Genomic DNA, 23,695 nt, shown 5'->3' on the forward strand with positions numbered 1-23,695 from the left:
ATAACTCCTCCTTTACTTTGCCAGCATCATTTCTGCCTTCGCTTCGGCAGCCGGCGTACCATCGGCATGGGTGATTTTCCCTTTCATGATGAACAGGCGGCCGCGATGGACTTCCGGCCAGCCTTCGACTTTGACCGTTTCCCCGATGCGGATAGCACTGCGGAAACGGATTTCCAGCCGCGCCGTATAAGCCGGTTTCCCGGCCTTGCGGAACACGTAGTCCCCCATGACTTCATCTAACAGGGTACTCGTCAGGCCGCCATGCATGCGGTCTCCGTAACTTTCATGTTCGGCTTTCGGCGTAAAATAAGCGACGCAGCGATCGCCGTCCAGCTTCATGTCCAGCTTCAGGCCAATCGGGTTATCGCGGCCGCAGCCAAAACAATGATTGGTTTCATACGCGGTTTCCATAACATCACCCTCCGTATATTCTTCGTTCTATCCTTATTATACTATACTTGGCAAGCCCTCCTATGTATTTGAAATTAATTATCATATTAGCATTGACAATCAATATCAAATATCTTATACTTACAATATCAAAGCGAAAGGAGCGACAATTGGATATGAACCTGGATTACGTCTTAATAACCCATTGTTCGCCTACTCTTGCAGGGCTTAAACAGGCATCCCTTCTCTGTCTGCCCCGCTTAGGCAACGGCTGCACTTATGATAAAATAATTGAAAAATATAATCATAAATACAACCCTAAAGGCTTGTATTTCCGCATCTTATATGCCTGTCCCCAACGCACCCTGCTGTATGTATACCGGCCGGCCAGGGTCTGGGCGTACGCACAGCGGCGGGACATTGCTTCATTTTTGCAGCAATTCGGCTATCAAGACTGCCAGGACGTATCGGCCCTGCTGGACCATCTTGCCGCGCGCTTTGCAGAAGGCGGCTGTTTCCCTCATGAATCAGGCATTTTCCTCGGCTATCCCCTAGAGGATGTGTGCGGTTTCATCGCCAACAAGGGAAGCCACGCCAAGCTCTGTGGCGAATGGAAAGTATACGGCGACGCCCATACCGCCGCCCGTACTTTCCATCGCTATACATGCTGCCGGCAAGACTATTTGAACCGCTTTGCCATTGGGACAACATTAGAATCGCTCATTGTAGCATAAGGAGGATTAATCATGGTAGAAATCGTTTATTGGAGTGGTACAGGTAATACAGAAGCAATGGCTAATGAAATTGAAGCAGCTGCTAAAGCTGCCGGTGCTGACGTAGAATCAGTCCGCTTTGAAGATACAAATGTTGATGATGTAGCTAGCAAAGACGTCATCCTGCTCGGCTGCCCGGCTATGGGGTCGGAAGAACTCGAAGACTCCGTCGTCGAACCGTTCTTTACCGACTTGGCTCCGAAATTGAAGGGCAAAAAAGTCGGCCTCTTTGGTTCTTATGGATGGGGCTCCGGCGAATGGATGGACGCATGGAAACAGCGTACAGAAGATGCCGGTGCCATCGTCATTGGTACGGCCATCGTCAACGAAACACCGGACAACGCTCCTGAATGCAAAGAATTGGGCGAAGCCGCTGCCAAAGCATAAAAATCAGAAAACAACTTCACATTCATTCTCCTCTTAACGAAAAGAGGCTGTCGTCACAGACAGCCTCTTTTCGAGTTTTCAGTTTATAGTTTTTAGTTTGCAGTAAATAGCAAAAATTTCTAAAGCCATCCTCTACAAACTACAAACTCCATGCTGCAAACTATCACTCCTTTACTTTTTGTCAAGTATATATGCTAGATAGGCACGATGAGACGTAACTCTCATCCTTCTCATTTGCCTAGGGTATGTTAAAATAGGAACGTACTGTCTCATACTTATTTATTCCTATAGTAAAAGGAGGAATTTTATGAAAGACCAAGTCTTTTCCATCTTGCAGGCTGTCGGCCGCAGTTTCATGCTGCCTGTCGCCATCCTGCCGATTGCCGGCTTACTCCTCGGTATCGGGGCTTCTTTCACGAATGCTACGACCATCCAGACCTATGGATTGGAAAGCATCCTCGGAAACGGCACGATACTCCATTCACTGCTCACCATCATGAGCGATGCCGGCAACATCATTTTCGGTAACCTGCCCATCATCTTCGCCGTCGGCGTCGCCATCGGCATGGCCAAGCAGGAAAAGGAAGTCGCCGCCTTATCGGCGATGATCGCCTTTTTCGTCATGCACGCCTCGACCAACGCCGTCCTCAAACTGACTGGCAAGGTATTGGCCAATAACACCGTATCTCCCGATGTCCTGGAAGGTACGATTGCCAATGTCTGCGGCATCATGTCCCTCCAGGAAGGCGTCTTCGGCGGTATCATCGTCGGCATCGGCGTCGCCTACCTGCACAACCGCTATCATAAAATCGTACTGCCCAATGCCCTGTCCTTCTTCGGCGGGTCGCGCTTCATCCCTATCATTTCCACCGTCGTCTACATGTTCGTCGGCATTGCCATGTATTTCGTCTGGCCTGTCGTCCAGAGCGGCATCTTCGCCCTCGGCGGCCTGGTCACGGGTACGGGCTACATCGGCACCTTGATTTTCGGCATCATCAAGCGGGCCCTCATCCCCTTCGGCCTGCATCACGTCTTCTACCTGCCCTTCTGGCAGACCGGCGTCGGCGGTTCGATGATGATCGACGGCAACCTCGTCCAGGGCGGCCAGAACATCTTCTTCGCCCAGCTCGCTTCGCCTAACGTCACTCACTTCAGTGCTGATGCAACCCGGTATTTCTCGGGCGAATTCATCTTCATGATCTTCGGTCTGCCCGGCGCCGCCCTGGCCATGTACCGCACGGCAAAACCGGAAAAACGCAAAGTCGCCGGCGGCCTGCTCTTATCGGCAGCCCTGACGTCCATGTTCACGGGCATCACGGAACCGATTGAATTCTCCTTCCTCTTCGTCGCACCGATGCTCTTCTACGTCCAGGTCGTCCTGGCCGGTGCCGCTTACATGATCGCCCACATGCTGAACATCGCCGTCGGCCTGACCTTCTCTGGCGGCCTGTTGGACCTGTTCATCTTCGGTATCCTGCAGGGTGAAGCCAAGACCAACTGGATGTACATCATCCCGGTCGGCATCATCTACTTCTTCCTCTACTACTTCATCTTCACCTTCCTCATCAAGAAGTTCGACCTCAAGACACCGGGCCGTGAAGACGACGATGTGGAAACGAAACTCTACACCAAAGCCGACGTCAAAGCCCGTGACGCCGCAGCCAAAGCCGGCGACGGCGAGGCTGCCACGGACGTCGTCAGCCAGGCCATCACCCGCGCCCTGGGCGGCACCAAGAACATCACTTCCGTCGACTGCTGCGCTACGCGCCTGCGCTGCTCCGTAGCCGATTCGGCCTTGGTCAACGATGCAGCTCTGAAAGCCACTGGCGCTGTAGGCGTCATCAAGAAAGGCCAGGGCGTCCAGGTCGTCTACGGCCCGCAAGTCGCCGTCATCAAGGCCAACCTGGAAAGCTATCTGGCAACCAACCCGGCAGACGGCCCTATCGAAGCCGTACCGGCAGCGGAAACGGTTCCGGCTGAAGAAGCGCCGAAAGCCCAGGAAACACAGACTGAACCGGAAACAGATGCTGAAAAGCATTACTTCAATTCGCCCTTCACCGGCAGCCTCCATCCCATTACGGAAGCCCCGGATGAAGCCTTTGCCGGCAAAATGACAGGCGACGGCTTCTTCGTCTATCCGACAGACGGCACGGTCTATGCGCCGGAAGACGGAACAGTCACCTTCGTCTTCGATACGAAACACGCCATCGGTATGACCACGGCAGACGGCGTAGAATACCTCCTGCACATCGGCATCGATACGGTCAAACTCGAAGGCAAAGGCTTCAATGTCTTCGTCGAAAACGGCCAGGAAGTCAAGAAAGGCGATAAACTGATGGAATTCGACGACGAATTCATCAAGGCCAACGCCCCATCTGACGCCTGCCTGTGCATCTTCACCGATCTCGAAGAAGGCAAAGAAGTACACCTGGCAGCCGAAGGCAACGTAAAAGCCGGCGACCAGGCCGTCTGGTTCTAATGTGTAAAACCGCAGGCCGCAGGCAAGCCTCTCCTGATAGGAGAGGTGGCCCGCAGGGCCGGAGAGGTTGAACCCTTCAGTTAGCGGCTAATGGCTCTCCCGGGATTCCCACATGGCCCGAGACGGGCCGCCCACGTGCGGCCCCTGCGACGAACCACGAGCCACGAGCCACTAATACAATTTCTTGTAAATGCCGTACACCTTATCATAATCGAGGGGCACAAAGCTATGCTTCATGAGACGCTGCTGATTTTCGATGACCGATTCAGCAAATTCCGGCAATTCTTCTTCTTTGACGCCGTATTCATGGAGCGCTTTCTTGGGCAGGATGACGTTGAGCAGTTTTTCCAGTTCTTCATAGACGTGTTCCGGTTCGCAGCCTAGGATGTCGGCGATGAAACGGTTCAATTTCGCGATTTCGCCGTCCGATTTGATGGACATGTAGCAATTCATGACGCCTGTGAACATGGCGTAGTTCGATTCACCATGAGGTACATGATACTTTGCCCCCAGAGGATAGCTCATGGCATGGACAGCGGCGCAGCCAGGGACACTGAAAGCGATGCCGGCCCAGTTGCTGGCCAGGAGGAAATCCTTCATAAGCGGGATGCGCGCTTCCGGACCGTGGTCGCGGATCTGCAAGTACCCTTTGAGGATGAGTTCGATGGCGTTATAACTGAAGACGCGGAAGCTGGCGCTGGAATCCGGAGACAAGGCCGATTCGACAGCGTGAACCAGGGCATCGATGGAACTGGTCGCAAAGACCTTGAAAGGCAGGGTCTTCAAGAGCTGCGAAATGAGGACGGCTTTATCGGCATAGAGCGCATTGTCGGCAATGCCCTTCTTCGTGTTGCGGCTGACCAGAGCCATGACCGATACATTGGTGACTTCACTGCCCGTCCCGCACGTCGTCGGGATGAGGATGAGTTCCTTTTCCTTTTCCACAGGAATCTTGCCATCGAACAAATCGAGGACCGGGCTGACCTGCTTCAAGATGAACAACTTGCACAAGTCCATGACCGTGCCGCCGCCGATACCGATGATGCGCTTCACATCCTTGGGCATATCTTTATAAATGGCTTCTGCCATTTCATCAGACGGTTCACCCATGCCATACTTTTCCTGGAACAAGACATGGCACATAAGGCCTAAATCCTTGAAATTCGGGTCAAAGATATACTGATTGGTAACAATCAGGTCATCGGCCCCGACCTGTAGGTCTTCCACAAATTCCCGGCACGTATCGTAAGAGTAAATCGTCGGTTTCAACTGTAATTCAATCATTTCATTAACTCCTTTCTAATGGGTAATGCACTCACCGCCTTTAGTGTAACAAAGATGGAAACAGTTTTGCAAGAGACAGGATGCCCGTGATATAATAAACCTGTCCTGGGGGAGGATGGGTTCTGGTGTTCCCTCTGGTCTTCAAAACCAGCATGGGGAGTTAACAGCTTCTCAGGTGGGTTCGATTCCCACACTTTCCCGCCAGAAAACGAAAAAGGGCTGTCGCACGTGCGACAGCCCCTTTTTGAGTTTTAAGTTTGTAGTTTTTAGTTTGCAGCAAATGATAAAAAATTTAAAGCCGGCTTCTACAAACTCTGCGTTATAAACCAGCTAGCGGTTCGTCGCTTTCTCATCTGTTTTTTCCGTCTTTTCCTCTATCTGCTTTGTTTCATCCGTATTGACGGCTTCCTTGAATTCACGGAGGCTCTTCCCCAAAGCCCGGCCGATGGTCGGCAGTTTCCCCGGTCCGAATACGACCAGGGCGATGACTAAAATGAGCAGTAATTCCGGTGCGCCTAAGCCAAACATGTCCTTCCTCCTATAATGCCATTACTTCTTCACATGCCTTCATGATACCCTTATCCAGAAAAGATGTCAATGAACGCGGGAGGAGAAGAGTTTTTTCAAGCCAAAGGATTTATCGACGCGGCACGGCGTCACTTCCAGGCACAACGGCTCGGAATGATAGACTTCAGCCCGTCCCAGATAGAGCTGGGACAAGAGTGGATTGAGAGAGTAAGCAATACTGAATCTTGGAATACCGTCCACCATACCTGGGACAGATGCGGACTTCCTAAATTTTCTTATACTTCAAATCTGTCAAATAGGAATCCGCATTCAGTGGCCGCCATGGCATTTCATGTATTTCAGGCTCATCGGCGTCTACAGCATGCGCGCCGTCTTCTTCGCCCCCATGGATGAAGTCGACGTCCCCCGCGAAATCACAGGCTCTGCCATGTCCATGGCCTCCTTCATCGGCTATCTGCCCGGCGCCTTCATGTACGCCGTCTACGGCTCCATCCTCGATAGCCATCAGGGTATCGACGGCTACCAGATTGTCTTCACCGTCATGACCGTCTTTACCATCCTCGGCGTCCTGCTGAGCACCTATATCACGCACCGCATCAAAGCCGCCCATACGCTGGCAAAATAAACATATAGAAAAAAGCGCTACCGATAGACGGTTAGCCCTCAAAGATTATTTAAAGAAAAAATAACCGTTGCGTTGGGAGCGAGGCGGTTATTTTTCTTTATGTGAATACGGATTTCTAATCTGGGTGGAGGGTAGAGCGCCCTCCGAAGAGGGATAACCGCCTACCGTTTTGGTAGCACCTATAAAAAGTATAACAAAATTATAATATATCGTCCATAAAAGATAAGCTGCCTCTATAAAGATTTCCTTCATAAGGCAGCTTATCTCTTTATTCAAACCCTTTTTCACGTGTTATAGCCATTCCTTGCGCCCCTTCTATTGTCAGCCATTGATGGAATAAAAATCGCTTCATATGGATAACAATAGATTGATACCCTTGTTGAATTTGTAATTTAGGATGATACCAAACGACAATATCATCAACTAATTCAAAAGGATAGTCCATTTGTTGACCCGGTTTACCTAAACCGATTTCGGGAACATAACTGCCCCAAATCAAATCGCCTTTTCAACAACTCCCTCCAGACGGTTCAAAGGTCAAGGTAATAATGACATGACCGCCATGCGCGTGAATATATTGTTTTGCTTGTTCTGTTATGGTAAACATGTTGAAATCCTCACGATTGTCCTAATGTATCTGCTTTCATAATGGCATCATACACTTCATCTGCCGTAATGTCAGCACGCACATTTTTTGTGAACTGAGTTGGCACGGTAGCTGCTTCCGCAACCAAACGGATTTCGTCTTCTTTTACATCCGTAATTCCTAAATCAGCTAAGCATGAAGGAAGTCCTACCGATTTTATATAGTGCAATACTGTGTCCCACTCATCTTTTGGTGCTTTTTCTAAGATAAGCTGTGATAATAATCCAAAAGGGAGTGTAAAATAGTTTGTGTAAATCGGTATTGCATGAATCTACTTTATGCCCCATACTGGGGTAAACAAAGATAAGGACGGTAACAGAATGGCAAAGTGTAAAACTCCACCAACTACCCCAGGCGAGCAGATTGCTCAGCAAATCCTCAACAACTACGACATCAAGAGCGCGGAAGACGTACAGGACGTCCTGAAGCAGATTTTTGGCCCCATTTTTGAGTCCATGCTCAAAGGTGAGATGGAAAATCATCTCGGCCATAAGAAGCATGAGCGCTCCGAAGACGGTGACAATGTCCGGAACGGCTATTCATCCAAGACGCTCAAGACCTCTCTGGGCGAGGTTCCTATCCGCGTCCCTAGGGATCGCCAGAGTACGTTTGAACCGCAGATCATCAAGAAGCACCAGCGCGACGTTTCGTCCATCGAGGGCAAGGTACTGGCGATGTATGCCCGTGGCATGAGCCAACGCGACATCGCTGCAACCATCGAAGACATCTACGGCTTCCAGATGTCACATGAACAGATCTCCACCATCACAGGCTGCGTCATGGAAGAGGTCGAGGCATGGCGGAATCGTCCGCTCCAGTCGTTCTATCCATTTGCTTTCGTCGACTGCATCTACGTATCGCTGCGCACGGAGTATGGCGTCCAGCAGGTGGCCGTCTATGTCATGCTTGCCTATGACGTCAACGGCTGCAAGGATGTCCTTGGCCTCTGGATCAACGAGACGGAGAGCAAGCATGCCTGGATGCAGATCTTCGACGAGCTGCGGGCTCGCGGCGTTAAGGATCTTGGCATCCTGTCCATGGATGGCGTGAGCGGATTGGAGGAAGGCGCCAAGGCTGTATTCCCGCATGCCACGGTTCAGCGCTGCATCGTACACCTCATCCGCAATTCCATCCGCTACATCCCACGCAAGCAGTGGAGTGCATTCACGAAGCAGCTGAAGCTCATCTATGGTGCCATCAACGTCAAGCAGGCCCGTCAGGAATTCGAGAAGTTCAAGACCGACTGGCAGGCTTATCCAGGCGCGGTCAGCGTATGGGAAAACAATTTCTCACACGTCGAGCAGCTCTATAACTATGGCAGTGCCGTGCGCAAGATCATGTACACGACCAATGCCATCGAGAGCGTCAACTCTAGCTTCCGCAAGGTGACCAAGAAAGGCGCTTTCCCCAACGAGGATGCAGTCTTCAAGATTTTCTACCTACGCATCCAAGAGCTCTATAAAAAATGGAAGGGTCGTCACGTCGCAAACTGGGCGATGGTCCGGAACCAGCTGCTCATGGACGACAGGATGTCTCAGCTTATGCAGCAATACGATGTTGCTTATTGAATCGATTTACACAAAACTCTTGACACACCCATCCAAAAGCAACTTTTTCACCATGAGAAGCTCCATGGGCCTGTGGAACATGAGCAAATCCATCATTGATAGCATGTGCTGCCGCAAGGCCTCCCGACTCAAATCCGACACCGCTGAGATAGACGCAGGCCTCAATGACTCGTTCTAAAGTAGGGTTTACCTCCTGTTTTTCAACAGCACTAAGTGCTTCCAGTGAATCATTTAATAAAGTTTTATAACATAATTCAGCCAAAGCCAGTGCCGTTGCCGAACAAGTCCCCCGAGCCATCGTCTTTGCACCACTTCGCTGACAGGCGCGTGCTTCAAAATAGGTAGATAAGGCATCCCCCATACCAGAAACTAAATATTGTTTAGGCGCTTGAGCGATAATCCCAGTGTCGACTAAAACGAGATCCGGATTGTGTTTCATCATTAAAGCCTTGATAACGACACCTTGTTCATTGTAAATAACAGCCACACTGCTACACGGTGCATCATTGGAAGCAATGGTAGGAATAATAATTGTCGGTAAATCGCCTAAATTAGTGGCCACGGCTTTAGCCGTATCCAGTGCCTTGCCTCCGCCAATGCCAATAATAGCATCACAGCCATGCTGGTAGGCCATATCCTGTGCATCGGCAATGGCCTTTTTAGAACATTCCCCTTGAAATTCAGCATAAAATACAGATTTATTCGCACTATTCAAAGCGTTATCAATGCGGTCACCGATTCTTCGCTTATTATTAGGCGATAGTAAGACCAAGAAGCTATTGCCCATTTTCTTAACATATTTCCCTAATTTATCTAGCTCTCCATTGCCTTGCACATAATATCCCGGTGCTTTAATTCCAATCGTCATGACTCAATACCACCTTTCTAAAAAACCTCTCCCAGCCGGGGTACTAAGCTACCCTTACCAGGAGAGGTTCTACGCAACACATACCAATTATGAAGAGAAATCAGGCATTTCCTGAAGACGGCAAACCAGTGTGTAGACATCTTCTCCGACCCGATAAACGAGTAAATCACGATTTTCATCCGTACAAGGAATATTAGATTCTTTTCCACCATTCAGATTATCATGACAAATACTGTTGAGGTCTTCAAAAATTTCCATCACACCTTCTTCGCCTTTGCGGACAATCCGTAAAAGATCATTAAAATAAATTTTATCTTGGTCATCATATTTAAAAATAGTACACCAACGACTTAGAAGTTCTTCTTCATTCATGCCCGTTTTCCGAGAAATTAATTTTTTCTGAGAAGCTAATAGAAGCAACATGCATGATAAGTAGATAAGGTAAAATATATTTCGCAAATTCAATTTCATAAAAAATAGACATAGTCTATTGCCGCTAGTACAATTAAGTTACCACACAAAATTCGTAAGGAGGCAATAGACCATGTCTGGTAATATTATACAACTTAATGAGGATCTTATAAAGAATAATTTAAAGGATCTTGTACGCAACAGTGTAGAGGAAACACTGAACGCCCTGCTCGACCACGAGGCGGATGAACTCGTCCGCGCTGGCAAGTATGAGCGAACGGGAGACCGTAAGGGCTACCGTTCCGGTCATTACGAGCGGAATTTTGGCACGACTTCCGGCGAAGTCAGATTACGCGTGCCGAAGCTCAAGGGCATCCAGTTTGAGACGGCCATCATCGAGCGCTATAAACGCCGTGAATGCTCTGTCGAGGAAGCCCTTATTGAGATGTACCTGGCCGGCGTATCCGTGCGCCGTGTCGAAGATATTACCGAATTGCTTTGGGGCACAAAGGTCTCCTCTGGCACCATCAGCAATCTCAACCAGAAGGCATACAAGCACATCGAGGAATGGCGTCAGCGTCCTTTAACGGGGGAATATCCGTATGTTTACGTCGACGGCATTTACCTCAAGCGCTGCTGGGGTGGCGAGATTCAAAATGTCTCCGTTTTAGTCGCTATTGGCGTCAATAAAGACGGGTTCCGTGAGATTCTCGGAGCAGCAGAAGGCATGAAAGAAGACAGGGAAAGCTGGTTGAACTTCTTCACCTGGCTCAAAGGCCGTGGCCTTGCAGGCGTGCGTCTCATTATCGGCGATAAATGCCTTGGCATGCTGGAAAGCATCCCTGTAGTCTTTCCTGAAGCCAAATACCAACGCTGCACGGTCCATTTTTACCGGAACGTCTTCACAGTGACGCCAAAGACTAAGATGAAGCAGGTTACCTTAATGCTCAAGGCAATCCACGCGCAGGAGAGCAAGGAAGCTGCACAGGAAAAGGCGGTCTCCATTGCCGCCAAGCTCCGTGAAATGAAGCTTTTATCCGCAGCCAAGAAAGTCGAGGACAGCGTGGGCGAAACCTTGACCTATATGGATTTCCCAACAGAACACTGGAGCCGGATCCGCACGAATAACCTAACAGAACGGGTGAATCGCGAGATACGCCGCCGTACACGGGCCATTGGTGCCTTTCCTGACGGCAACAGTGCTTTGATGCTCGTCTGTGCCAGACTTCGTCATGTTGCCGCCTCGGAATGGGGCTCAAAACGCTATATGGATATGGAGCATCTATTCAAGATGGAAATTGAGCAGCCAAATGACGAGGAAAATCCATATATCTGATTACGATATTTACTGGCGGATGAAATGAATTTGCGAAAGAATCTTGACACTACCGGCCTCGGTCCCGTAAGGGGCCAGGGTCCGCTGGATGAGATGCTGGATGGCATCGTCTACGGTCGGATACATGCTTTCTGAGATTTCGACGCTCAGGAAATGGTCATCTTCCTTCTTAGCGTTATCCTGAGGCATGCCGTCGATATGCTTCCCCGGGTCCATCAAGATGAAGGCATCCAGTTGTTTCCGCACGTCCAGATAGCGCTGGACATCGTAATTCAGACAGAGGGCCCCGATAATATTATCCTCCTCATCATGGATAAAAAAAGTCGAAGACCGCAGGGTATGGCCGTTGACGCTCTTCCCGTAGTAATTGGTCATATATTCCTGGTCCCTTTTCTTACCGACCTGCATGAGTTTCAAAATAAAATCCGTCGCCGGCGCCCCCACTTTCCGGCTGCTGATGTCGCCATTGGCAATGGCGATGACCGATTCATCGGGATAACGCAGATCATGAAGGACGACTTCACAATCCTTCCCCAGGGCAGCTCCCAAAATCCGAAAATGCGTCATAGCCCCCTTACAATGTTGACATATGTCATCTATAAATCTATAATAAAAGGCGTAAAGGAGGGGGTATTATGCCGAGACCACCGCGGTGCCGGCGGGTTTGTTCATTGCCGGCGGCTTCTGTCTTTGGACCTGTAGACGGAGGACAATCAACAGATGCCATTATCATGGGCATTGATGAGTATGAAGTCATCCGCCTCATCGACTGGGTCGGCCTGACGCAGGAACAGTGTGCCGCTCAGATCAATGTGGCGCGCACGACGGTAACCGGCATTTATGATTCGGCCCGACACAAGTTGGCCGACGCCCTCATCCATGGCAAACGCCTCGTCATCGAAGGCGGCCATATCCAAGTTTGTGAACGTTCCGGCACGTGTTGTCATACCTGCTGCCGCGCCGGAAAAAAGAATACAAAGGAGAATGATCCCAATGAGTGAAAATTGTACACACGACTGTTCCAGCTGCGGCAGCTCCTGCGCTGAACGCACACAGCCCCAGAGCCTGCAGGCCGCCCCTCATGCCGGCTCGCACATCAAGCATGTCATCGCTGTCGTCAGCGGCAAAGGCGGCGTCGGTAAATCCCTGGTAACGTCCCTTATGGCCGTTGAAATGCAGCGCCGCGGCTTCAAGACGGCTATCCTCGACGCCGATATCACGGGCCCGTCGATTCCGAAAGTCTTCGGCCTGACCGACCACGCTACGGGCGATGAAAACGGTATCTATCCGGTAACGACCAAGACGGGCATCAAGGTCATGTCCATGAACCTCCTGCTCGAAGACGCAGCGGCTCCTGTCGTATGGCGCGGTCCGGTCATTTCCGGTGCGGTAAAGCAGTTCTGGACCGATGTCATCTGGGGCGATATCGACTACATGTTCGTCGACATGCCGCCGGGAACGGGCGACGTCCCGCTGACGGTCTTCCAGTCCCTGCCAATGGACGGCATCCTGGTCGTCACATCGCCGCAGGAACTCGTTTCCATGATCGTCGAAAAAGCACTGAACATGTCGGAAATGATGCACGTCCCAGTCCTGGGCCTCATCGAAAACATGAGCTATTTTGAATGTCCTCATTGTCATGAAAAACTGTCCATCTTCGGCAAGAGCCACGTCGAAGAATCGGCACAGAAATATGATATCCCCCATACGGCAAAACTGCCGATCGACCCGGAATTCGCAGCCCACTGCGATAAAGGCGATATCGAAGGCTATGAAGCCAGCTATATGGCAGATACCGCTTCCTTCCTGGAAGGCGTGTTAGGGAAATAATAAAAAGGCGCTGTCGCACGAAGACAGCGCCTTTTCTTGTAGGGGCGCCACGTGGGGCGCCCGCTCTGGGATATGTACGATTTCCTGCCCTGTTTGCTAGAAGAATCATCCAAATCCCTAACGGGTCGCCCACGTGGCGCCCCCTACATACTCCGAATTACAAACTATAAAAGAGCAACCTTTCAGTCAGCTTCGCTGACAGCTCTCCTATGAAGAGAGCCACTGCGGGCCACGAGCCACTAATTATTTCACATTTTTCGTAGCATCGATGCCGAGGGCTCTCATGATGCCAAAGAATACTTCGGTGTTGTCCATGACGCCCTGGAAGTATTCCGAGCCAGGACCTTCAGCGTTGAGCGGTACGTCGTCGGCAGCATGGCATTCGTCACCGATGGTATCGGGAATGTTGGCCGGTACGAGTTCCCAGGGATCGCCGTCGTGATGGCGGGACGGATTGGCTTTTTCGACGACTGTCGATACCTGATGGTATTCGGTCTTATCGCCAGCCTGCTGAGCTTCCTGTTTGGTAACGGTCTGAGAAACAGTCGGCAGCGTCGGTTTCTGCTGGAAGTGGAAGTTTTCGTAATATTCCGGATGGTTGGCATACTGGATGGCCAGGGTGACATCGGGATCCGGATTATCCGGGAAGCCATCGTGGTTGGCATCTTTGAAGGTCGGGAAGATGGAGTCGGCATAAGTGCGGACAGCTGCCAGGCCCTTCTTGCCATCCCGTTCATGGTAGGTCCCGGTAATGGAAGCGCCGTGAGCATGGTCGGCGACGACGATGATCAGCGTGTTGTCTCCGTGTTCTTTATTCCATTTCTGGGCGTATTCGATGGCCTTGTCGAATTCGATGGTATCATACGTTGCGCGCTGCCAATCCATGGCGTGGAGCTGTTTGTCGATGGAAGCGCCTTCAATCATGGCAAAGAAGCCTTTCGGGTTCTTGCTGAGGATATCCAGGGATTTCTTGGTCATGTTAATGAGGTTCGGCTGGTCCGTATATTTGCCGAGGACTTCCGGGTTCTTGAGCATTTCACGGTCGACACAGACATTCATCGTGCTCGGATGGAACAGGCCCAGGAGCGGTTTATTATCCGGAGCGGCCATCATTTCCTTAGAATTGCTGACAAAGGTGTAGCCTTTATCCTTGAATTCCTGGATGACGTTCTGGTTGTCATGGCGTTTCGAGCCCTGTTCGGACTGCGGGATGTAACGGCGCGAACCGCCGCCCATGATGACGTCCGGGCGATGATAATCTTCGAGGTATTCCGAAGCGAGGTAATCCTGGGTGGCACGGCGGCGCGTATGACCGACCATAGCTGCTGGCGTGGCGTCTGTCGATTCAGCCTGGGTGATGATGCCGACGGACATGCCGCGGCTGCGTTTTACGATTTCCGAAATATTTTCGACGCGCGGATCATCGAAGGGGTCTTTCGTGGAGTCTTCATAGACGCCCAAGGCGTTGACGACGGATTTATGACCTGTTGCATAGGTAGACGCCGAGTTGGCACTGTCTGTCGTCAGGGAATCGTAACCGCTGGTCGTAATCAGGCAGTTATGGGGCATTTTTTCCATGGCCAGTAAGTCATTGTACTTGCCGTTAGTCATGCCTTTGGAAATAATACGGGCCATTTCGCGGGCCTGCAGGGACATGCCGTCGCCGACGAAGAGGATGACGTTCTTGGCCTGGCGCTGAGCTTTGTCCTGAACGACGGTATAGCGGGCATCGGCCGAATTAGCGCCATCGGCATCGGTAGCCGTCGCTTTTACCGTATAGGCACCGGCTTTGGGGAAATTGACCTGATTGGCACGATATGAAATGACGCCGTTGCCTAAATCTTTAGCATCTAATTTCTGACCAAAGAATTTATCAGCCTTCTGTCCATTGACCGTAATGTCGACATTCTTCAGATTCTTTGCTTTCGATACTTCGATGTCGAAATCGAATTTGGCACCAGCCAGGAATTTCGCATTATCGACGGGAAGGATGCGGACATCTGCCGCCTGTACTCCGGGAATGAATCCTGCTAATGAGCCGCAGGCTACCATGGAAAGAATTGCTCGTTTTAACCATTGTCGTTTCATATCGTGACCTCCTGAATTTTGTAACATATTCGACACGATAAGTATAAAGTCCCTATACATAGAAAAGGTCAAATCTATGTATAATTTATGTATAATCTCAGGAAGGAGTGTATACTCATGATTTACAGCTGCATAGATATCGGTGGTACAGCCATCAAATTCGGCCTCATCGACGAAACGGGCCGGTTCCATAAGAAAGGCAGCCTGCCGACAGAAGCGGCGACGGGCGGCGGTCCGGGCATTGTCCACAAAGTCCGCTCGCTCATCCAGCGCCAGCTGGCCGACCATCCCTTAGCGGGCATCGGCATCTCGACAGCCGGCATCATCGACACGGAAAGAGGGGCCGTCGACTACGCCCTGTCCATCCCGGACTATACGGGGACGGCCTGGAAATCGCTCTTGGAAAATGAATTCCAGCTCCCCTGTATCGTCGAAAACGACACGAACTGCGCCGCCCTGGGAGAATGGTGGCTCGGCGCCGGCCGGGACATGGACTCCCTCTTCACCGTGACCGTCGGCACCAGTATCGGCGGGGCCTTCATCGAAAAGGGCCATATCCTTCACGGAGCCTGCCGGTCTGCCGGGGAAATCGCCTATATGCGCGTCCCTGCCGGCCGCCTCCACGACGTCGCTTCGGCGACATACCTCTGCCGGGAAATGGCATGCAAAAAAGCCGCCGACCCGGAAAAGGTCGACGGCCGTACTTGCTTTGCCTGGGTCCGTCAGGGAGATGCCACGGCAGCAGCTGTCCTCGATACATTCTGCCAGAATCTGGCCGATGGCCTGGCCAATATCGCCTGCCTGTGCAATCCCGACGGCATCGTCCTCGGCGGCGGCATCATGGCCCAAGAGGATATCCTGAGGCCGAAGCTGGAAACAGCCCTGGCGGCGCGATTGCCGGCCATGATGCTGCCGCCTAAGGGACTGGCCTTCGCCAAACGGCAGAACGACGCCGGTATGCTGGGCGCGTTGTATCTATTGCTGCATCGAAAAGGCAGCTATTAATGATTCAGTTTCGTGCGGACGATGCGGGTTACTTTTTCATCGACTAAGGCCCGGAATTCCGCGTTGCTCTTATATTCCTTCAAGAGGCCGTCATACGTTTCCCGTTCGTGGGCATATTCATGGCAGACCAGGACCATATCGGCACCGGCCTTGATGGCCATGACGCCCATGTCGGCAAAGGCATAGTGCTTGGCCATGGCGCCCATTTCCATATCGTCGGAAACGATGAGTCCCTGGTAGCCGAAAGTGTTGCGCAATAAATCGGTCATGATCGGTTTGGAGACACAGGCCGGAAGATTGGGGTCCAGCGCCGGGAAGGTGACGTTCGAGACCATGATGAACATTTTCTGATTGTCTTCGCTCTTGATGAGGTTTTCAAAAGGCTTCAAATCCTGCTTCATCAAGTCATCCTTGGAACTGTTGACGCTGTCGCCGTCGATATGGGGATCCGTCTTGACTTTGCCGATGCCCGGGAAATGCTTGAGGGAACACCAGATTCCCGTCTGTTCGTAGCCGGCAATGGCTTCATGGGCGAATTGGGTCACGACGCCAGGGTCGAGGCTGTACGACCGTTCAGCCTGAGAACCTAGGTCGACGACAGGCGCAAAGTTGACGTTGATGCCCAGCTTTTTCAGGGCATCGCCCGTCGTGACGGCCCACTGTTTCGCCTGGGCCGACTGGCCGCTCTGGCCGATGGACTGTTCAGACGGTACGGGCGGGAAGGCCTTGCGCATGCGCAGGACTTGGCCCCCTTCCTGATCGAGGGCAATGAAAGGCATGACGCCGCTCTTCTTGCGGATCGTCGTGTCTATTTTTTTTGTCAAATGCTGGACCTGTTCGGGTGTATCCATATTGCGGTCGAATAAGATAACATTCCCGGCATGGCAGTATTCCAGCTGGCGCTGGCCCTGGTCGTCGATGGTCGTCCCGGCCAGGCCGATCATCATGAGCTGCCCGATCTTTACTTCCGGTGACATCTTGGCGACGAGCCGTGATGCTTCGTCTTCCTGTACAGCGCCTTTAGATGGCCCTGCCGGGCCCGCTGGCGACGGCGAACGGTCCCAGAAGAACCAGGCGCCAATGGCCACGAGCACCAGGATAGCCAGGGCCAGGAAAATGCCGCTCTTCGTATTAGGCTTCTTCATTATATGCCAGCTCCCCGGCGATGACCGTCTGTTTTACATGGAAATCGTTGCTGTCCAGGATGGTAATATCCGCCTGCTTCCCTTCTTCCAGGGAACCGATGCGGTCGTAGACACCGAGGGCTTTGGCCGGGTTGACCGTAGCCATGGCGACGACATCGGGAATGGAGGCGCCGGAATTAATGAGGAAATGGAGGACCACTTCGTTCATGGGGGCAATACTGGCAGCCAGGGTCCCGTCAGCCAGGCGGGCTTCACCATTCTTGACGAAGACTTTCTGGCCACCCAAGCTGGATTCGCCATCGCCCTGCAGGCAGGCCCGCAACGAGTCGGTGACCAGGATGAGGCCGTCGCGGCCTTTCATCTGATAGGCCAGTTTCTGCGCTGCCGGATGGACGTGCAAATCGTCGCAAATCAATTCACAGCAGGCGCCCTTATGGAGCAGGGCTGCGCCGACGACACCGGGTCTGCGATGGTGGAACGGCGTCATAGCATTATATAAATGCGTAACATGGCAACTGCCGAGGGCGTCCATGCAGTCCATGGCCTGGTCGAAATCGGCCGCCGTGTGCCCGATGGACACGATAATACCGTGGTCCTGGCAGTCCTTCAGGAATTTCTTGTTCTTCAATGTTTCCGGTGCCAAGGTGATGATCTTGATGACGTCGGCATATGGTTCGAGCCAGGAAAAATCGGCAGTCTGGATATTTTCTTCCGCCTGGGAGCCTTTGTAGGCCGGGCTGATGAAAGGCCCTTCCATATGAGCGCCCAATACCTGGGCGCCGCCCTGATAGTCGTCCCGGGCCTGACGGATCCGGCTGAGGGCTTTCTCGATGCGTCCCTGTTCCATAGTCATCGTCGTCGGTACGAAGGACGTAACGCCCGTCGCCGGCAGGGCCTGCTGCATGGTCTTCAGGGCCTGGTCATCGTCATCCATAGTGTCGGCACCGGCACAGCCGTGGATGTGTTCATTGATGAATCCCGGTACGACGAAGCCGCCATTGGCATCAATGAATTCCGAGCACATGCCGGCCCGGAACTGCTTGCGCGGTACGATGCGCCAGATATCCTTTTCATACATAATGACGTGACCGTTAATGATTTCGTTCGGCAGGACAATGAGTCCGTCGATGATAGCTTTCATGTTGATTTCCTCCTAATTGTGTTCATTGCCTCCAGTATACCACAAACGGCAAGGCTGTGGAAATTGTGGATAAATGAAGTGGATAAGTTGTGTACACACTGTCAGAATGGCTATTTTATGCTTTGTCCACCTGTGTATACCTTTTCACAATGTATCCACATATTGTGCATAACTTGCCGAGAACATTTATCCACATTTTCTCAGGAATTATGCACATTATCTGCGCCATTTGTTCGTCCATTATAAATCGCGTAATCATCCCGTTTTCAGGCCGTTTTCACCGGAGGTACACATTTATCCACGAAAGTTATCCACATTTCCCCTGCGAATCCCCAAAAAGTATGCACCTGAAAAAATCAGCATAACCGTGCGCTTCACAAAAAAAATATCCACATTTCTGTCACCCTTGTGCACATGAAATGTGGATAAATTGTTCATAGATTATGGTGGAGTCTTATCCCTTAATCGACAGGGCGGCTCCAGTCAATGTGGATGCCCGTAGCCCGCCAGATATAGCACAAGGCCAGTTTCAGCATTTCCAGGCTCGATGTCGGGACGGTGCTGATGGTCTTATACTGCGCTAAATCCGTATACTGGTGCAAGACTTTTTCTGTCGTCAAATACTGGCGGGCCCGTTCATTCATGACGTCGTCGTTCAAGTGGACGCCGAGTTCTTTCGTCTCTGTATCGTATTCGATGTACCCGTTGTTGTTATCACCCGTGTGGGCAGCTACTTTAAAAATTGCCATAACAAAAACTCCTTCTTTATCGTTCTTATGTATCTTTTTCATGGGACATTTCCCAAAGAAATCCTTTCATGATGGCCGTGCGGCCAAAGCGTTTCTGCAGCTTGTCGATGGCTTCCGTCACTTTCGCCTTCGTCTCTTCATCTTCCGAGAACAAGTCGCCCTGCACCTGATAGGCCTGGAGCTGGCTGACCGTCAGGCCCAGGAGGCGGATGGGCTCATGACCTCTGCTCTTATTATACAATTTTTTTGCCGAAAAATATAACTGTTCTTCCGAACAGGTCCCTATGCTGTGCAGCGTCAAAGAGCGGGTAATGGTCTTGAAAGAGGTATAGCGTATCTTGATGGTGATGATCCGTCCCATGAGCCGGTTCTGCCGCAGCCGCCACGACACTTCGTTGGCCAGGAGGCGGAACTGTTCATCCACTTCGGCGTCGCGCGTCAGGTCATGGCTGTACGTATGCTCATTGCCGACAGACTGGGGCCGCCGCCGTACTTCCAGCGGCCGGTTATCCTGGCCCAGGGACAAGCGGTAAATCCGCTGGGCCTGATTGCCTACGATGGGCTGGAGCGTTTCGGGACTGGCCGCGGCGATGTCGCCGATAGTATGATAGCCCGCTTTTTGCAGGGCCTCTTCGGTCACCTTGCCGACGCCCCACAGGCGGCTCAGCGGCAAGGGTGCCAATATCTGCCGCTCAGTCCCATAGGGAATCCAGACCAGGCCATCCGGTTTGCGAAGGTCCGATGCCAGTTTGGCCAGGAACTTATTCGGTGCTATCCCAGCCGATGCGACGAGGCCCGTCGTCCGCCGTATTTCTTCCTTTACGGCTTTACCCATGTCGACGATATCCGGATAATGGCGCTCCATGCCGGAGACGTCGAGGAAGGCCTCATCCAGGGCCAGCGGTTCGATGAAGGGCGAGTAATGGGACAGGATCAGGCGTATCTGATGGGAAATACGCCGGTAATGGGACATGCGCACAGGCAGGAAGACGCCATTCGGACAGAGCCTGCGGGCCAGTTTCATGCTCATGGCCGAATGGACGCCATAAGCCCTGGCTTCATAAGACGCCGTCGCGACGACGCCCCGCTCCATCAGGCCGCCGACGATGACCGGCAGGCCCTTCAGGGCCGGATTATCCCGTTGTTCTACAGAAGCATAAAACGCATCCATATCGACATGCATGATCCATCGCCGTGCCATAACCATCCCTCCTCCATTCTACTTTATATTATACAACGATTGGCCGCCCTAAATATAGAGGGGCGCATTAATTCGTACAAATTATTGTTAACAATTAGACAGTCTACAGAAACACAGATTGCTTTAAAACAGCTTAGTACCGCCATTTATAAAGAAGTATACATCATTGGATTTTCATTCCGTAATATGGTAAACTATAAGAATACTAAAGAGAGGTGAAACATTATATCATGGATTTATTCCAACTGACATACTTCATCGAAGTCGCTCACAAAAAAAGCTTTACCAAAGCTTCAAAATCGCTGCACATCAGCCAGCCGTCGATCAGCAAAGGGATCAAAGCCCTGGAAGAACACTGGGGTGTCCAGCTCTTCGACCGCAAGGGGAAAAATGTAGAGCTTACGGAAACGGGTTCCTATTTGCTTCCTAAAATCGAAGAACTCATCAAGGGATTCACCCAGCTGAATGAAGAAATGGAGTCGCCACAGCTGCTCAATGCCGGTAAATTGTCCGTCGGCGTACCGCCTATGATCGGCTCTTCCGTCATCGCGCCGTTCATCGCCCATTTCATCAACAAATATCCCAAAATCGAACTGGAAATGAAGGAAGTCGGTTCCCAAGACGTCGTATTCGCCATTGATGACGGCCTCATCCAGGTCGGGTTCGTCGCCCTGCCGATTACGACAGAAATTCCTTATGAATTTTTCATCTTCCACGAAGAACCTCTCGACGTCGTTCTCTGGCCGGATCACCCCCTGGCCTCCCAGCCATCGCTGACCTTGTCGGATATCAAAGACGAAACGTTCGTCTTCTACCCAAGCGGATTCTCCCTGAATCCCTACCTGCGTTCGGCTTTCCAGGAAATCATGGCCCATCCGAAGATCGTCTGCCGTTCCAGCAACTGGGACTTCCTGGCCCAGATGGTTGCCGGCCGCCTGGGGATTTCCCTAATGCCGCACACGATCTGTCAGCGGATTTCACCGGACCTTGCCGTCTCCGTCCCCCTCGTCCAGCCCCATCTCTATTGGACCCTGGCCCTGATCTGGAAAAGCAAGGGCTATTTATCGCACCCATCCCGGACATGGGTACAGTCGTTTAAAGATTATTTCAAGGATGCCAACGCGGCCATCCAGAGTGCCGCAGCCGAACATCCTTACCTTTCAGAGGAGTAGATCACGATGTCCACATCATTGCTATCGGCAGCAGAAAAAGACGAAATTTTTTCACATCAGCATGATAACGGCCCTTTCAGCGCCCTGGCCCTGGAAACGGCCTGCCTGAACTATCTGGACCGGCTGAACCGTACCTTCCGCAATCCCCTGGCAGCCCCGGCCGACCGCCGGGCAGCCCTTAAAAAGGGGATGGCCCTGGAAGAGAAACTGTTCGAGTATATCCGCCACGAGACGCCGATCAGCTATTTTGACAGCGATTTCCGCAAACAGACGAAACAGTATATCCGCATGCGGGAAATCTATGTCGACGCCGTGAACTTCACCTTCAAGCGCCACCGCTTCTGCTTCGTCCTGGACCTGCTGCGCCTGTACAGCGAAGATCCGTGCCAGATTCTCCCTGAACGGGATATCTTTAAGGCAAAATGGGAACAAGTCCTGCTCTACGACTACCTGCTCCTCGACATGGGCCAGAAGAACACGGAAGACATCGGCCGCGAAGCCGTATCCAACGGCTATCACGAATGTGACTATACCCTGGAAATCGAAGAAGTATGGAAACAGCCGATGAAAGCCGTTCCCCGCTCCCACTTCCGCTACGTCAAAGCCGCCTTGCCCTATAGCCAGGGCGCCCGGGCCATCGCAACGTGGATGAAAGACCACGCCGCCGAACTGGCACCGGCCCTCTGGGTCGTCGATACCCAGGCCATCGAAGCCCTGCGCCAAGGACCAGACCTGACCGTCACTGATGAAGATATCGCGATTATTGAGAAAACATTGTGAACGTACTCCCGCCTATAGAGGCGAGAGCTTCCTGCTTCAACGAGAACAGCGCCACTGACTCCAAAGAGTTGCGGCGGCTTACACTCTCTCCACAGGCGTAGATTCCCGTGCGACCCACGGTATTTTATGGATTACGTCAGGCAGATATTCGCCTGGCTTCTTCCCGAATATTTATGGCAGCGTTCTTATCGCGGTTATGGTGACTGCCACATTTAGGGCAATTCCATTCCCTTATAGATAAATCCTTGGTTTCGTGGTTCTGATATCCGCAAACATGGCACAGCTGGCTGCTTGGATACCACTTGTCTATCTTGATAAGCTGTTTGCCTTGCCAAGCCAGCTTATATTCCAGCATGTTCGTGAACATATTCCAGCCATTGTCGGCTACGGATTTGCCAAAGCTGAACTTGCCACCCTTTTTCCGCTTGGCCATCGCTTTGACACTAATATCCTCAATGCCAATGACATCATAGCGGTCTGTGAGATAGCGAGCCTTCTTATGCAGGAAATCCCGCCGTTGATTAGCCACTTTCTCATGGAGAATAGCTACGCGCAGCCTTTGTTTTTCTCTGTTGTGACTTCCTTTTTGCTTGTTGGATAGCTTTCGCTGTGCCTTAGCCAATCTTTTCTCTGCCGTTCGCAGGAAACTGGGATACTTAGCATCCGCCTCATCGGAAGCCACATACAAACCGTGCATCGCAAAATCCAGGCCCAGGAAGGTCTTCGGTATGACAGGGAGTACTTGGTTTTCATACTCCACCAGCATACTGATATAGTACTTTCCTGATGGCGTCTTGCTGATGGTTACGGTCTTTATGATACTGTTCTCTGGCAAGGGGCGATGCTGGCATAGTTTCACCCAGCCGACTTTCGGCAGTTTCACCTTATGGCCCTCGATTCGGACAGAGCCTTTCTGGTTGTTCGTAGAATACGAAGCACGACAATTTTTCTTTGACTTGAAGCGCGGCTTGCCGAAATGCTGGCTGTCATTCCAAAAGTGGCCGTAAGCCTTATTCAGATTCATTTGGGCATTGGCAAGGGCTAAACTATCTACTTCCTTTAGCCAAGGGAATTGTTCTTTATACTGCGCAGGCGTGTTATTCAGCTTTTGGCCTGATTCCTTGTAATAGGCAAGGCGGTCACTCAACATTTTGTTATAGATGAATCGGACACAGCCGAAGGTCTTGGCAAACATCATTTTCTGTTCCCTTGTCGGGTATATTCTGTATCGGTATGCCTTATTCACTATCATCACCTGCCTTGACTTTCCAAATCCTTTCACTCTTACC

26 protein-coding genes and 1 tRNA gene are annotated in these 23,695 nt (G+C 51.6%); 12 read left to right on the forward strand and 15 right to left on the reverse strand.

Translation table 11 applies throughout. The features are described 5' to 3' along the window. Positions 1-12: 12 nt before the first annotated feature. Complete coding sequence (locus ACFWUB_RS05270) at positions 13-411, reverse strand: PaaI family thioesterase (RefSeq protein WP_022497645.1); 399 nt, start codon at positions 409-411, stop codon at positions 13-15. Positions 412-473: 62 nt separating this feature from the next. On the opposite strand from ACFWUB_RS05270, the gene ACFWUB_RS05275 reads away from it, so the two are divergent. The 3 genes from ACFWUB_RS05275 to ACFWUB_RS05285 all read left to right on the forward strand — a co-directional run bounded on the left by ACFWUB_RS05275 (position 474) and on the right by ACFWUB_RS05285 (position 4,029). Then, positions 474-1,124: a DUF3793 family protein gene (locus tag ACFWUB_RS05275; protein WP_416184341.1), complete on the forward strand. Its 651-nt coding sequence runs from the start codon at positions 474-476 to the stop codon at positions 1,122-1,124. A 12-nt stretch (positions 1,125-1,136) separates the two neighbouring features. Continuing rightward, a complete protein-coding gene (locus tag ACFWUB_RS05280; RefSeq protein WP_416184342.1) occupies positions 1,137-1,550 on the forward strand; it encodes a flavodoxin in 414 nt (137 codons plus the stop codon). A 307-nt stretch (positions 1,551-1,857) separates the two neighbouring features. Then, entirely contained in the window at positions 1,858-4,029 is a 2,172-nt protein-coding gene (locus ACFWUB_RS05285) for a glucose PTS transporter subunit IIA (RefSeq protein WP_416184343.1), read from the forward strand. 171 nt (positions 4,030-4,200) lie between these two features. On the opposite strand, the gene ACFWUB_RS05290 is transcribed toward ACFWUB_RS05285, so the two are convergent. Then, positions 4,201-5,313, reverse strand: coding sequence for a 4-hydroxybutyrate dehydrogenase (locus ACFWUB_RS05290; protein ID WP_416184344.1), 1,113 nt, complete (start codon positions 5,311-5,313; stop codon positions 4,201-4,203). 107 nt (positions 5,314-5,420) lie between these two features. Here ACFWUB_RS05290 and ACFWUB_RS05295 point away from each other — a divergent pair. Continuing rightward, a tRNA-Sec gene (locus ACFWUB_RS05295) sits at positions 5,421-5,517 on the forward strand. A 126-nt stretch (positions 5,518-5,643) separates the two neighbouring features. Here the strand turns inward: ACFWUB_RS05295 and tatA are convergent. Both tatA and ACFWUB_RS05305 read right to left on the reverse strand, forming a co-directional pair. Next, positions 5,644-5,841, reverse strand: coding sequence for a twin-arginine translocase TatA/TatE family subunit (gene tatA / locus ACFWUB_RS05300; RefSeq protein ID WP_292300381.1), 198 nt, complete (start codon positions 5,839-5,841; stop codon positions 5,644-5,646). A gap of 66 nt (positions 5,842-5,907) precedes the next feature. Beyond that, positions 5,908-6,084 (reverse strand): hypothetical protein, encoded by a 177-nt coding sequence (locus ACFWUB_RS05305; RefSeq protein ID WP_416184345.1) that lies wholly within the window; start codon positions 6,082-6,084, stop codon positions 5,908-5,910. An 88-nt stretch (positions 6,085-6,172) separates the two neighbouring features. Here ACFWUB_RS05305 and ACFWUB_RS05310 point away from each other — a divergent pair, with 88 nt between their 5' ends. Next, entirely contained in the window at positions 6,173-6,466 is a 294-nt protein-coding gene (locus ACFWUB_RS05310) for a hypothetical protein (RefSeq protein ID WP_416184346.1), read from the forward strand. A 268-nt stretch (positions 6,467-6,734) separates the two neighbouring features. Here the strand turns inward: ACFWUB_RS05310 and ACFWUB_RS05315 are convergent, their stop codons facing one another. Together ACFWUB_RS05315 and ACFWUB_RS05320 are read right to left on the reverse strand one after the other, a co-directional pair. Further along, positions 6,735-6,965: a hypothetical protein gene (locus ACFWUB_RS05315; protein ID WP_020310636.1), complete on the reverse strand. Its 231-nt coding sequence runs from the start codon at positions 6,963-6,965 to the stop codon at positions 6,735-6,737. A 118-nt stretch (positions 6,966-7,083) separates the two neighbouring features. Next, entirely contained in the window at positions 7,084-7,281 is a 198-nt protein-coding gene (locus ACFWUB_RS05320) for a hypothetical protein (protein WP_416184347.1), read from the reverse strand. Between the two features lie 151 nt (positions 7,282-7,432). Here ACFWUB_RS05320 and ACFWUB_RS05325 point away from each other — a divergent pair, with 151 nt between their 5' ends. Beyond that, positions 7,433-8,680: an IS256 family transposase gene (locus ACFWUB_RS05325; RefSeq protein WP_020311933.1), complete on the forward strand. Its 1,248-nt coding sequence runs from the start codon at positions 7,433-7,435 to the stop codon at positions 8,678-8,680. Here the strand turns inward: ACFWUB_RS05325 and ACFWUB_RS05330 are convergent. Both ACFWUB_RS05330 and ACFWUB_RS05335 read right to left on the reverse strand, forming a co-directional pair. Beyond that, a complete protein-coding gene (locus ACFWUB_RS05330; RefSeq protein WP_416184348.1) occupies positions 8,652-9,548 on the reverse strand; it encodes a glycerol dehydrogenase in 897 nt (298 codons plus the stop codon). The two genes, ACFWUB_RS05325 and ACFWUB_RS05330, sit on opposite strands and share 29 nt — an antisense overlap. A gap of 87 nt (positions 9,549-9,635) precedes the next feature. Further along, positions 9,636-9,920, reverse strand: a complete 285-nt coding sequence (locus ACFWUB_RS05335) for a hypothetical protein (protein ID WP_416184349.1) — start codon at positions 9,918-9,920, stop codon at positions 9,636-9,638. Positions 9,921-10,092: 172 nt separating this feature from the next. Here ACFWUB_RS05335 and ACFWUB_RS05340 point away from each other — a divergent pair, with 172 nt between their 5' ends. Further along, complete coding sequence (locus ACFWUB_RS05340) at positions 10,093-11,295, forward strand: IS256 family transposase (protein WP_293989774.1); 1,203 nt, start codon at positions 10,093-10,095, stop codon at positions 11,293-11,295. A gap of 9 nt (positions 11,296-11,304) precedes the next feature. Here the strand turns inward: ACFWUB_RS05340 and ACFWUB_RS05345 are convergent, their stop codons facing one another. Continuing rightward, positions 11,305-11,862: a helix-turn-helix transcriptional regulator gene (locus tag ACFWUB_RS05345; RefSeq protein WP_416184350.1), complete on the reverse strand. Its 558-nt coding sequence runs from the start codon at positions 11,860-11,862 to the stop codon at positions 11,305-11,307. Positions 11,863-11,930: 68 nt separating this feature from the next. On the opposite strand from ACFWUB_RS05345, the gene ACFWUB_RS05350 reads away from it, so the two are divergent. Together ACFWUB_RS05350 and ACFWUB_RS05355 are read left to right on the forward strand one after the other, a co-directional pair. After that, the gene (locus tag ACFWUB_RS05350) at positions 11,931-12,296 is read left to right on the forward strand and encodes a DUF134 domain-containing protein (RefSeq protein WP_416184351.1); all 366 of its coding nucleotides are present in this window, start codon (positions 11,931-11,933) and stop codon (positions 12,294-12,296) included. After that, positions 12,289-13,125 carry an Mrp/NBP35 family ATP-binding protein gene (locus ACFWUB_RS05355; protein ID WP_020724034.1) on the forward strand — a complete coding sequence of 279 codons (837 nt, stop codon included), beginning with the start codon at positions 12,289-12,291 and terminating at the stop codon, positions 13,123-13,125. Before ACFWUB_RS05350 ends, ACFWUB_RS05355 begins: the two co-directional genes overlap by 8 nt. Before the next feature lie 243 nt (positions 13,126-13,368). On the opposite strand, the gene ACFWUB_RS05360 is transcribed toward ACFWUB_RS05355, so the two are convergent. Further along, entirely contained in the window at positions 13,369-15,213 is a 1,845-nt protein-coding gene (locus ACFWUB_RS05360) for an alkaline phosphatase (protein ID WP_416184352.1), read from the reverse strand. 117 nt (positions 15,214-15,330) lie between these two features. Here ACFWUB_RS05360 and ACFWUB_RS05365 point away from each other — a divergent pair, with 117 nt between their 5' ends. Continuing rightward, positions 15,331-16,218, forward strand: a complete 888-nt coding sequence (locus ACFWUB_RS05365) for an ROK family protein (RefSeq protein WP_416184353.1) — start codon at positions 15,331-15,333, stop codon at positions 16,216-16,218. On the opposite strand, the gene nagZ is transcribed toward ACFWUB_RS05365, so the two are convergent. The 4 genes from nagZ to ACFWUB_RS05385 all read right to left on the reverse strand — a co-directional run bounded on the left by nagZ (position 16,215) and on the right by ACFWUB_RS05385 (position 20,454). Next, the gene (gene nagZ / locus ACFWUB_RS05370; protein WP_416184354.1) at positions 16,215-17,363 is read right to left on the reverse strand and encodes a beta-N-acetylhexosaminidase; all 1,149 of its coding nucleotides are present in this window, start codon (positions 17,361-17,363) and stop codon (positions 16,215-16,217) included. The two genes, ACFWUB_RS05365 and nagZ, sit on opposite strands and share 4 nt — an antisense overlap. After that, complete coding sequence (gene nagA / locus ACFWUB_RS05375; RefSeq protein WP_020309617.1) at positions 17,350-18,504, reverse strand: N-acetylglucosamine-6-phosphate deacetylase; 1,155 nt, start codon at positions 18,502-18,504, stop codon at positions 17,350-17,352. The genes nagZ and nagA overlap by 14 nt, the downstream gene beginning before the upstream one ends. Positions 18,505-18,965: 461 nt before the next feature. After that, complete coding sequence (locus ACFWUB_RS05380) at positions 18,966-19,253, reverse strand: hypothetical protein (protein WP_020309616.1); 288 nt, start codon at positions 19,251-19,253, stop codon at positions 18,966-18,968. Positions 19,254-19,278: 25 nt separating this feature from the next. Beyond that, on the reverse strand, positions 19,279-20,454 hold the full coding sequence (locus ACFWUB_RS05385; RefSeq protein WP_020309615.1) for a DNA polymerase IV: 1,176 nt from the start codon (positions 20,452-20,454) through the stop codon (positions 19,279-19,281). 230 nt (positions 20,455-20,684) lie between these two features. Between ACFWUB_RS05385 and ACFWUB_RS05390 the strand changes: the two genes are divergently transcribed. Next, a complete protein-coding gene (locus tag ACFWUB_RS05390) occupies positions 20,685-21,626 on the forward strand; it encodes a LysR substrate-binding domain-containing protein (protein WP_036201079.1) in 942 nt (313 codons plus the stop codon). Positions 21,627-21,632: 6 nt separating this feature from the next. Beyond that, on the forward strand, positions 21,633-22,406 hold the full coding sequence (locus ACFWUB_RS05395; protein WP_416184355.1) for a hypothetical protein: 774 nt from the start codon (positions 21,633-21,635) through the stop codon (positions 22,404-22,406). 136 nt (positions 22,407-22,542) lie between these two features. Here ACFWUB_RS05395 and ACFWUB_RS05400 read toward each other — a convergent pair whose 3' ends face one another. Beyond that, on the reverse strand, positions 22,543-23,604 hold the full coding sequence (locus ACFWUB_RS05400; RefSeq protein ID WP_416184356.1) for an RNA-guided endonuclease TnpB family protein: 1,062 nt from the start codon (positions 23,602-23,604) through the stop codon (positions 22,543-22,545). Between the last annotated feature and the right edge of the window lie 91 nt (positions 23,605-23,695).

The organism is Megasphaera sp., assembly GCF_047831605.1.
Lineage (GTDB): Bacteria > Bacillota > Negativicutes > Veillonellales > Megasphaeraceae > Megasphaera > Megasphaera intestinihominis.

Excerpts from the sequence above, each read along its gene's own strand:
- ACFWUB_RS05345 (WP_416184350.1), bottom strand. The coding sequence starts at position 11,862 with ATGACGCATTTTCGGATTTTGGGAGCTGCCCTGGGGAAGGATTGTGAA.
- ACFWUB_RS05400 (WP_416184356.1), bottom strand. The coding sequence starts at position 23,604 with ATGATGTTTGCCAAGACCTTCGGCTGTGTCCGATTCATCTATAACAAA.
- ACFWUB_RS05310 (WP_416184346.1), top strand. The coding sequence starts at position 6,173 with ATGTATTTCAGGCTCATCGGCGTCTACAGCATGCGCGCCGTCTTCTTC.
- ACFWUB_RS05395 (WP_416184355.1), top strand. The coding sequence starts at position 21,633 with ATGTCCACATCATTGCTATCGGCAGCAGAAAAAGACGAAATTTTTTCA.
- ACFWUB_RS05340 (WP_293989774.1), top strand. The coding sequence starts at position 10,093 with ATGTCTGGTAATATTATACAACTTAATGAGGATCTTATAAAGAATAAT.
- ACFWUB_RS05330 (WP_416184348.1), bottom strand. The coding sequence starts at position 9,548 with ATGACGATTGGAATTAAAGCACCGGGATATTATGTGCAAGGCAATGGA.
- ACFWUB_RS05270 (WP_022497645.1), bottom strand. The coding sequence starts at position 411 with ATGGAAACCGCGTATGAAACCAATCATTGTTTTGGCTGCGGCCGCGAT.
- ACFWUB_RS05365 (WP_416184353.1), top strand. The coding sequence starts at position 15,331 with ATGATTTACAGCTGCATAGATATCGGTGGTACAGCCATCAAATTCGGC.
- ACFWUB_RS05325 (WP_020311933.1), top strand. The coding sequence starts at position 7,433 with ATGGCAAAGTGTAAAACTCCACCAACTACCCCAGGCGAGCAGATTGCT.
- nagA (WP_020309617.1), bottom strand. The coding sequence starts at position 18,504 with ATGAAAGCTATCATCGACGGACTCATTGTCCTGCCGAACGAAATCATT.
- ACFWUB_RS05360 (WP_416184352.1), bottom strand. The coding sequence starts at position 15,213 with ATGAAACGACAATGGTTAAAACGAGCAATTCTTTCCATGGTAGCCTGC.
- ACFWUB_RS05355 (WP_020724034.1), top strand. The coding sequence starts at position 12,289 with ATGAGTGAAAATTGTACACACGACTGTTCCAGCTGCGGCAGCTCCTGC.
- ACFWUB_RS05305 (WP_416184345.1), bottom strand. The coding sequence starts at position 6,084 with ATGGTGGACGGTATTCCAAGATTCAGTATTGCTTACTCTCTCAATCCA.
- nagZ (WP_416184354.1), bottom strand. The coding sequence starts at position 17,363 with ATGAAGAAGCCTAATACGAAGAGCGGCATTTTCCTGGCCCTGGCTATC.
- ACFWUB_RS05385 (WP_020309615.1), bottom strand. The coding sequence starts at position 20,454 with ATGGCACGGCGATGGATCATGCATGTCGATATGGATGCGTTTTATGCT.
- ACFWUB_RS05280 (WP_416184342.1), top strand. The coding sequence starts at position 1,137 with ATGGTAGAAATCGTTTATTGGAGTGGTACAGGTAATACAGAAGCAATG.
- ACFWUB_RS05380 (WP_020309616.1), bottom strand. The coding sequence starts at position 19,253 with ATGGCAATTTTTAAAGTAGCTGCCCACACGGGTGATAACAACAACGGG.
- ACFWUB_RS05335 (WP_416184349.1), bottom strand. The coding sequence starts at position 9,920 with ATGAATGAAGAAGAACTTCTAAGTCGTTGGTGTACTATTTTTAAATAT.
- ACFWUB_RS05285 (WP_416184343.1), top strand. The coding sequence starts at position 1,858 with ATGAAAGACCAAGTCTTTTCCATCTTGCAGGCTGTCGGCCGCAGTTTC.
- ACFWUB_RS05290 (WP_416184344.1), bottom strand. The coding sequence starts at position 5,313 with ATGATTGAATTACAGTTGAAACCGACGATTTACTCTTACGATACGTGC.
- ACFWUB_RS05390 (WP_036201079.1), top strand. The coding sequence starts at position 20,685 with ATGGATTTATTCCAACTGACATACTTCATCGAAGTCGCTCACAAAAAA.
- ACFWUB_RS05275 (WP_416184341.1), top strand. The coding sequence starts at position 474 with ATGTATTTGAAATTAATTATCATATTAGCATTGACAATCAATATCAAA.
- ACFWUB_RS05350 (WP_416184351.1), top strand. The coding sequence starts at position 11,931 with ATGCCGAGACCACCGCGGTGCCGGCGGGTTTGTTCATTGCCGGCGGCT.
- tatA (WP_292300381.1), bottom strand. The coding sequence starts at position 5,841 with ATGTTTGGCTTAGGCGCACCGGAATTACTGCTCATTTTAGTCATCGCC.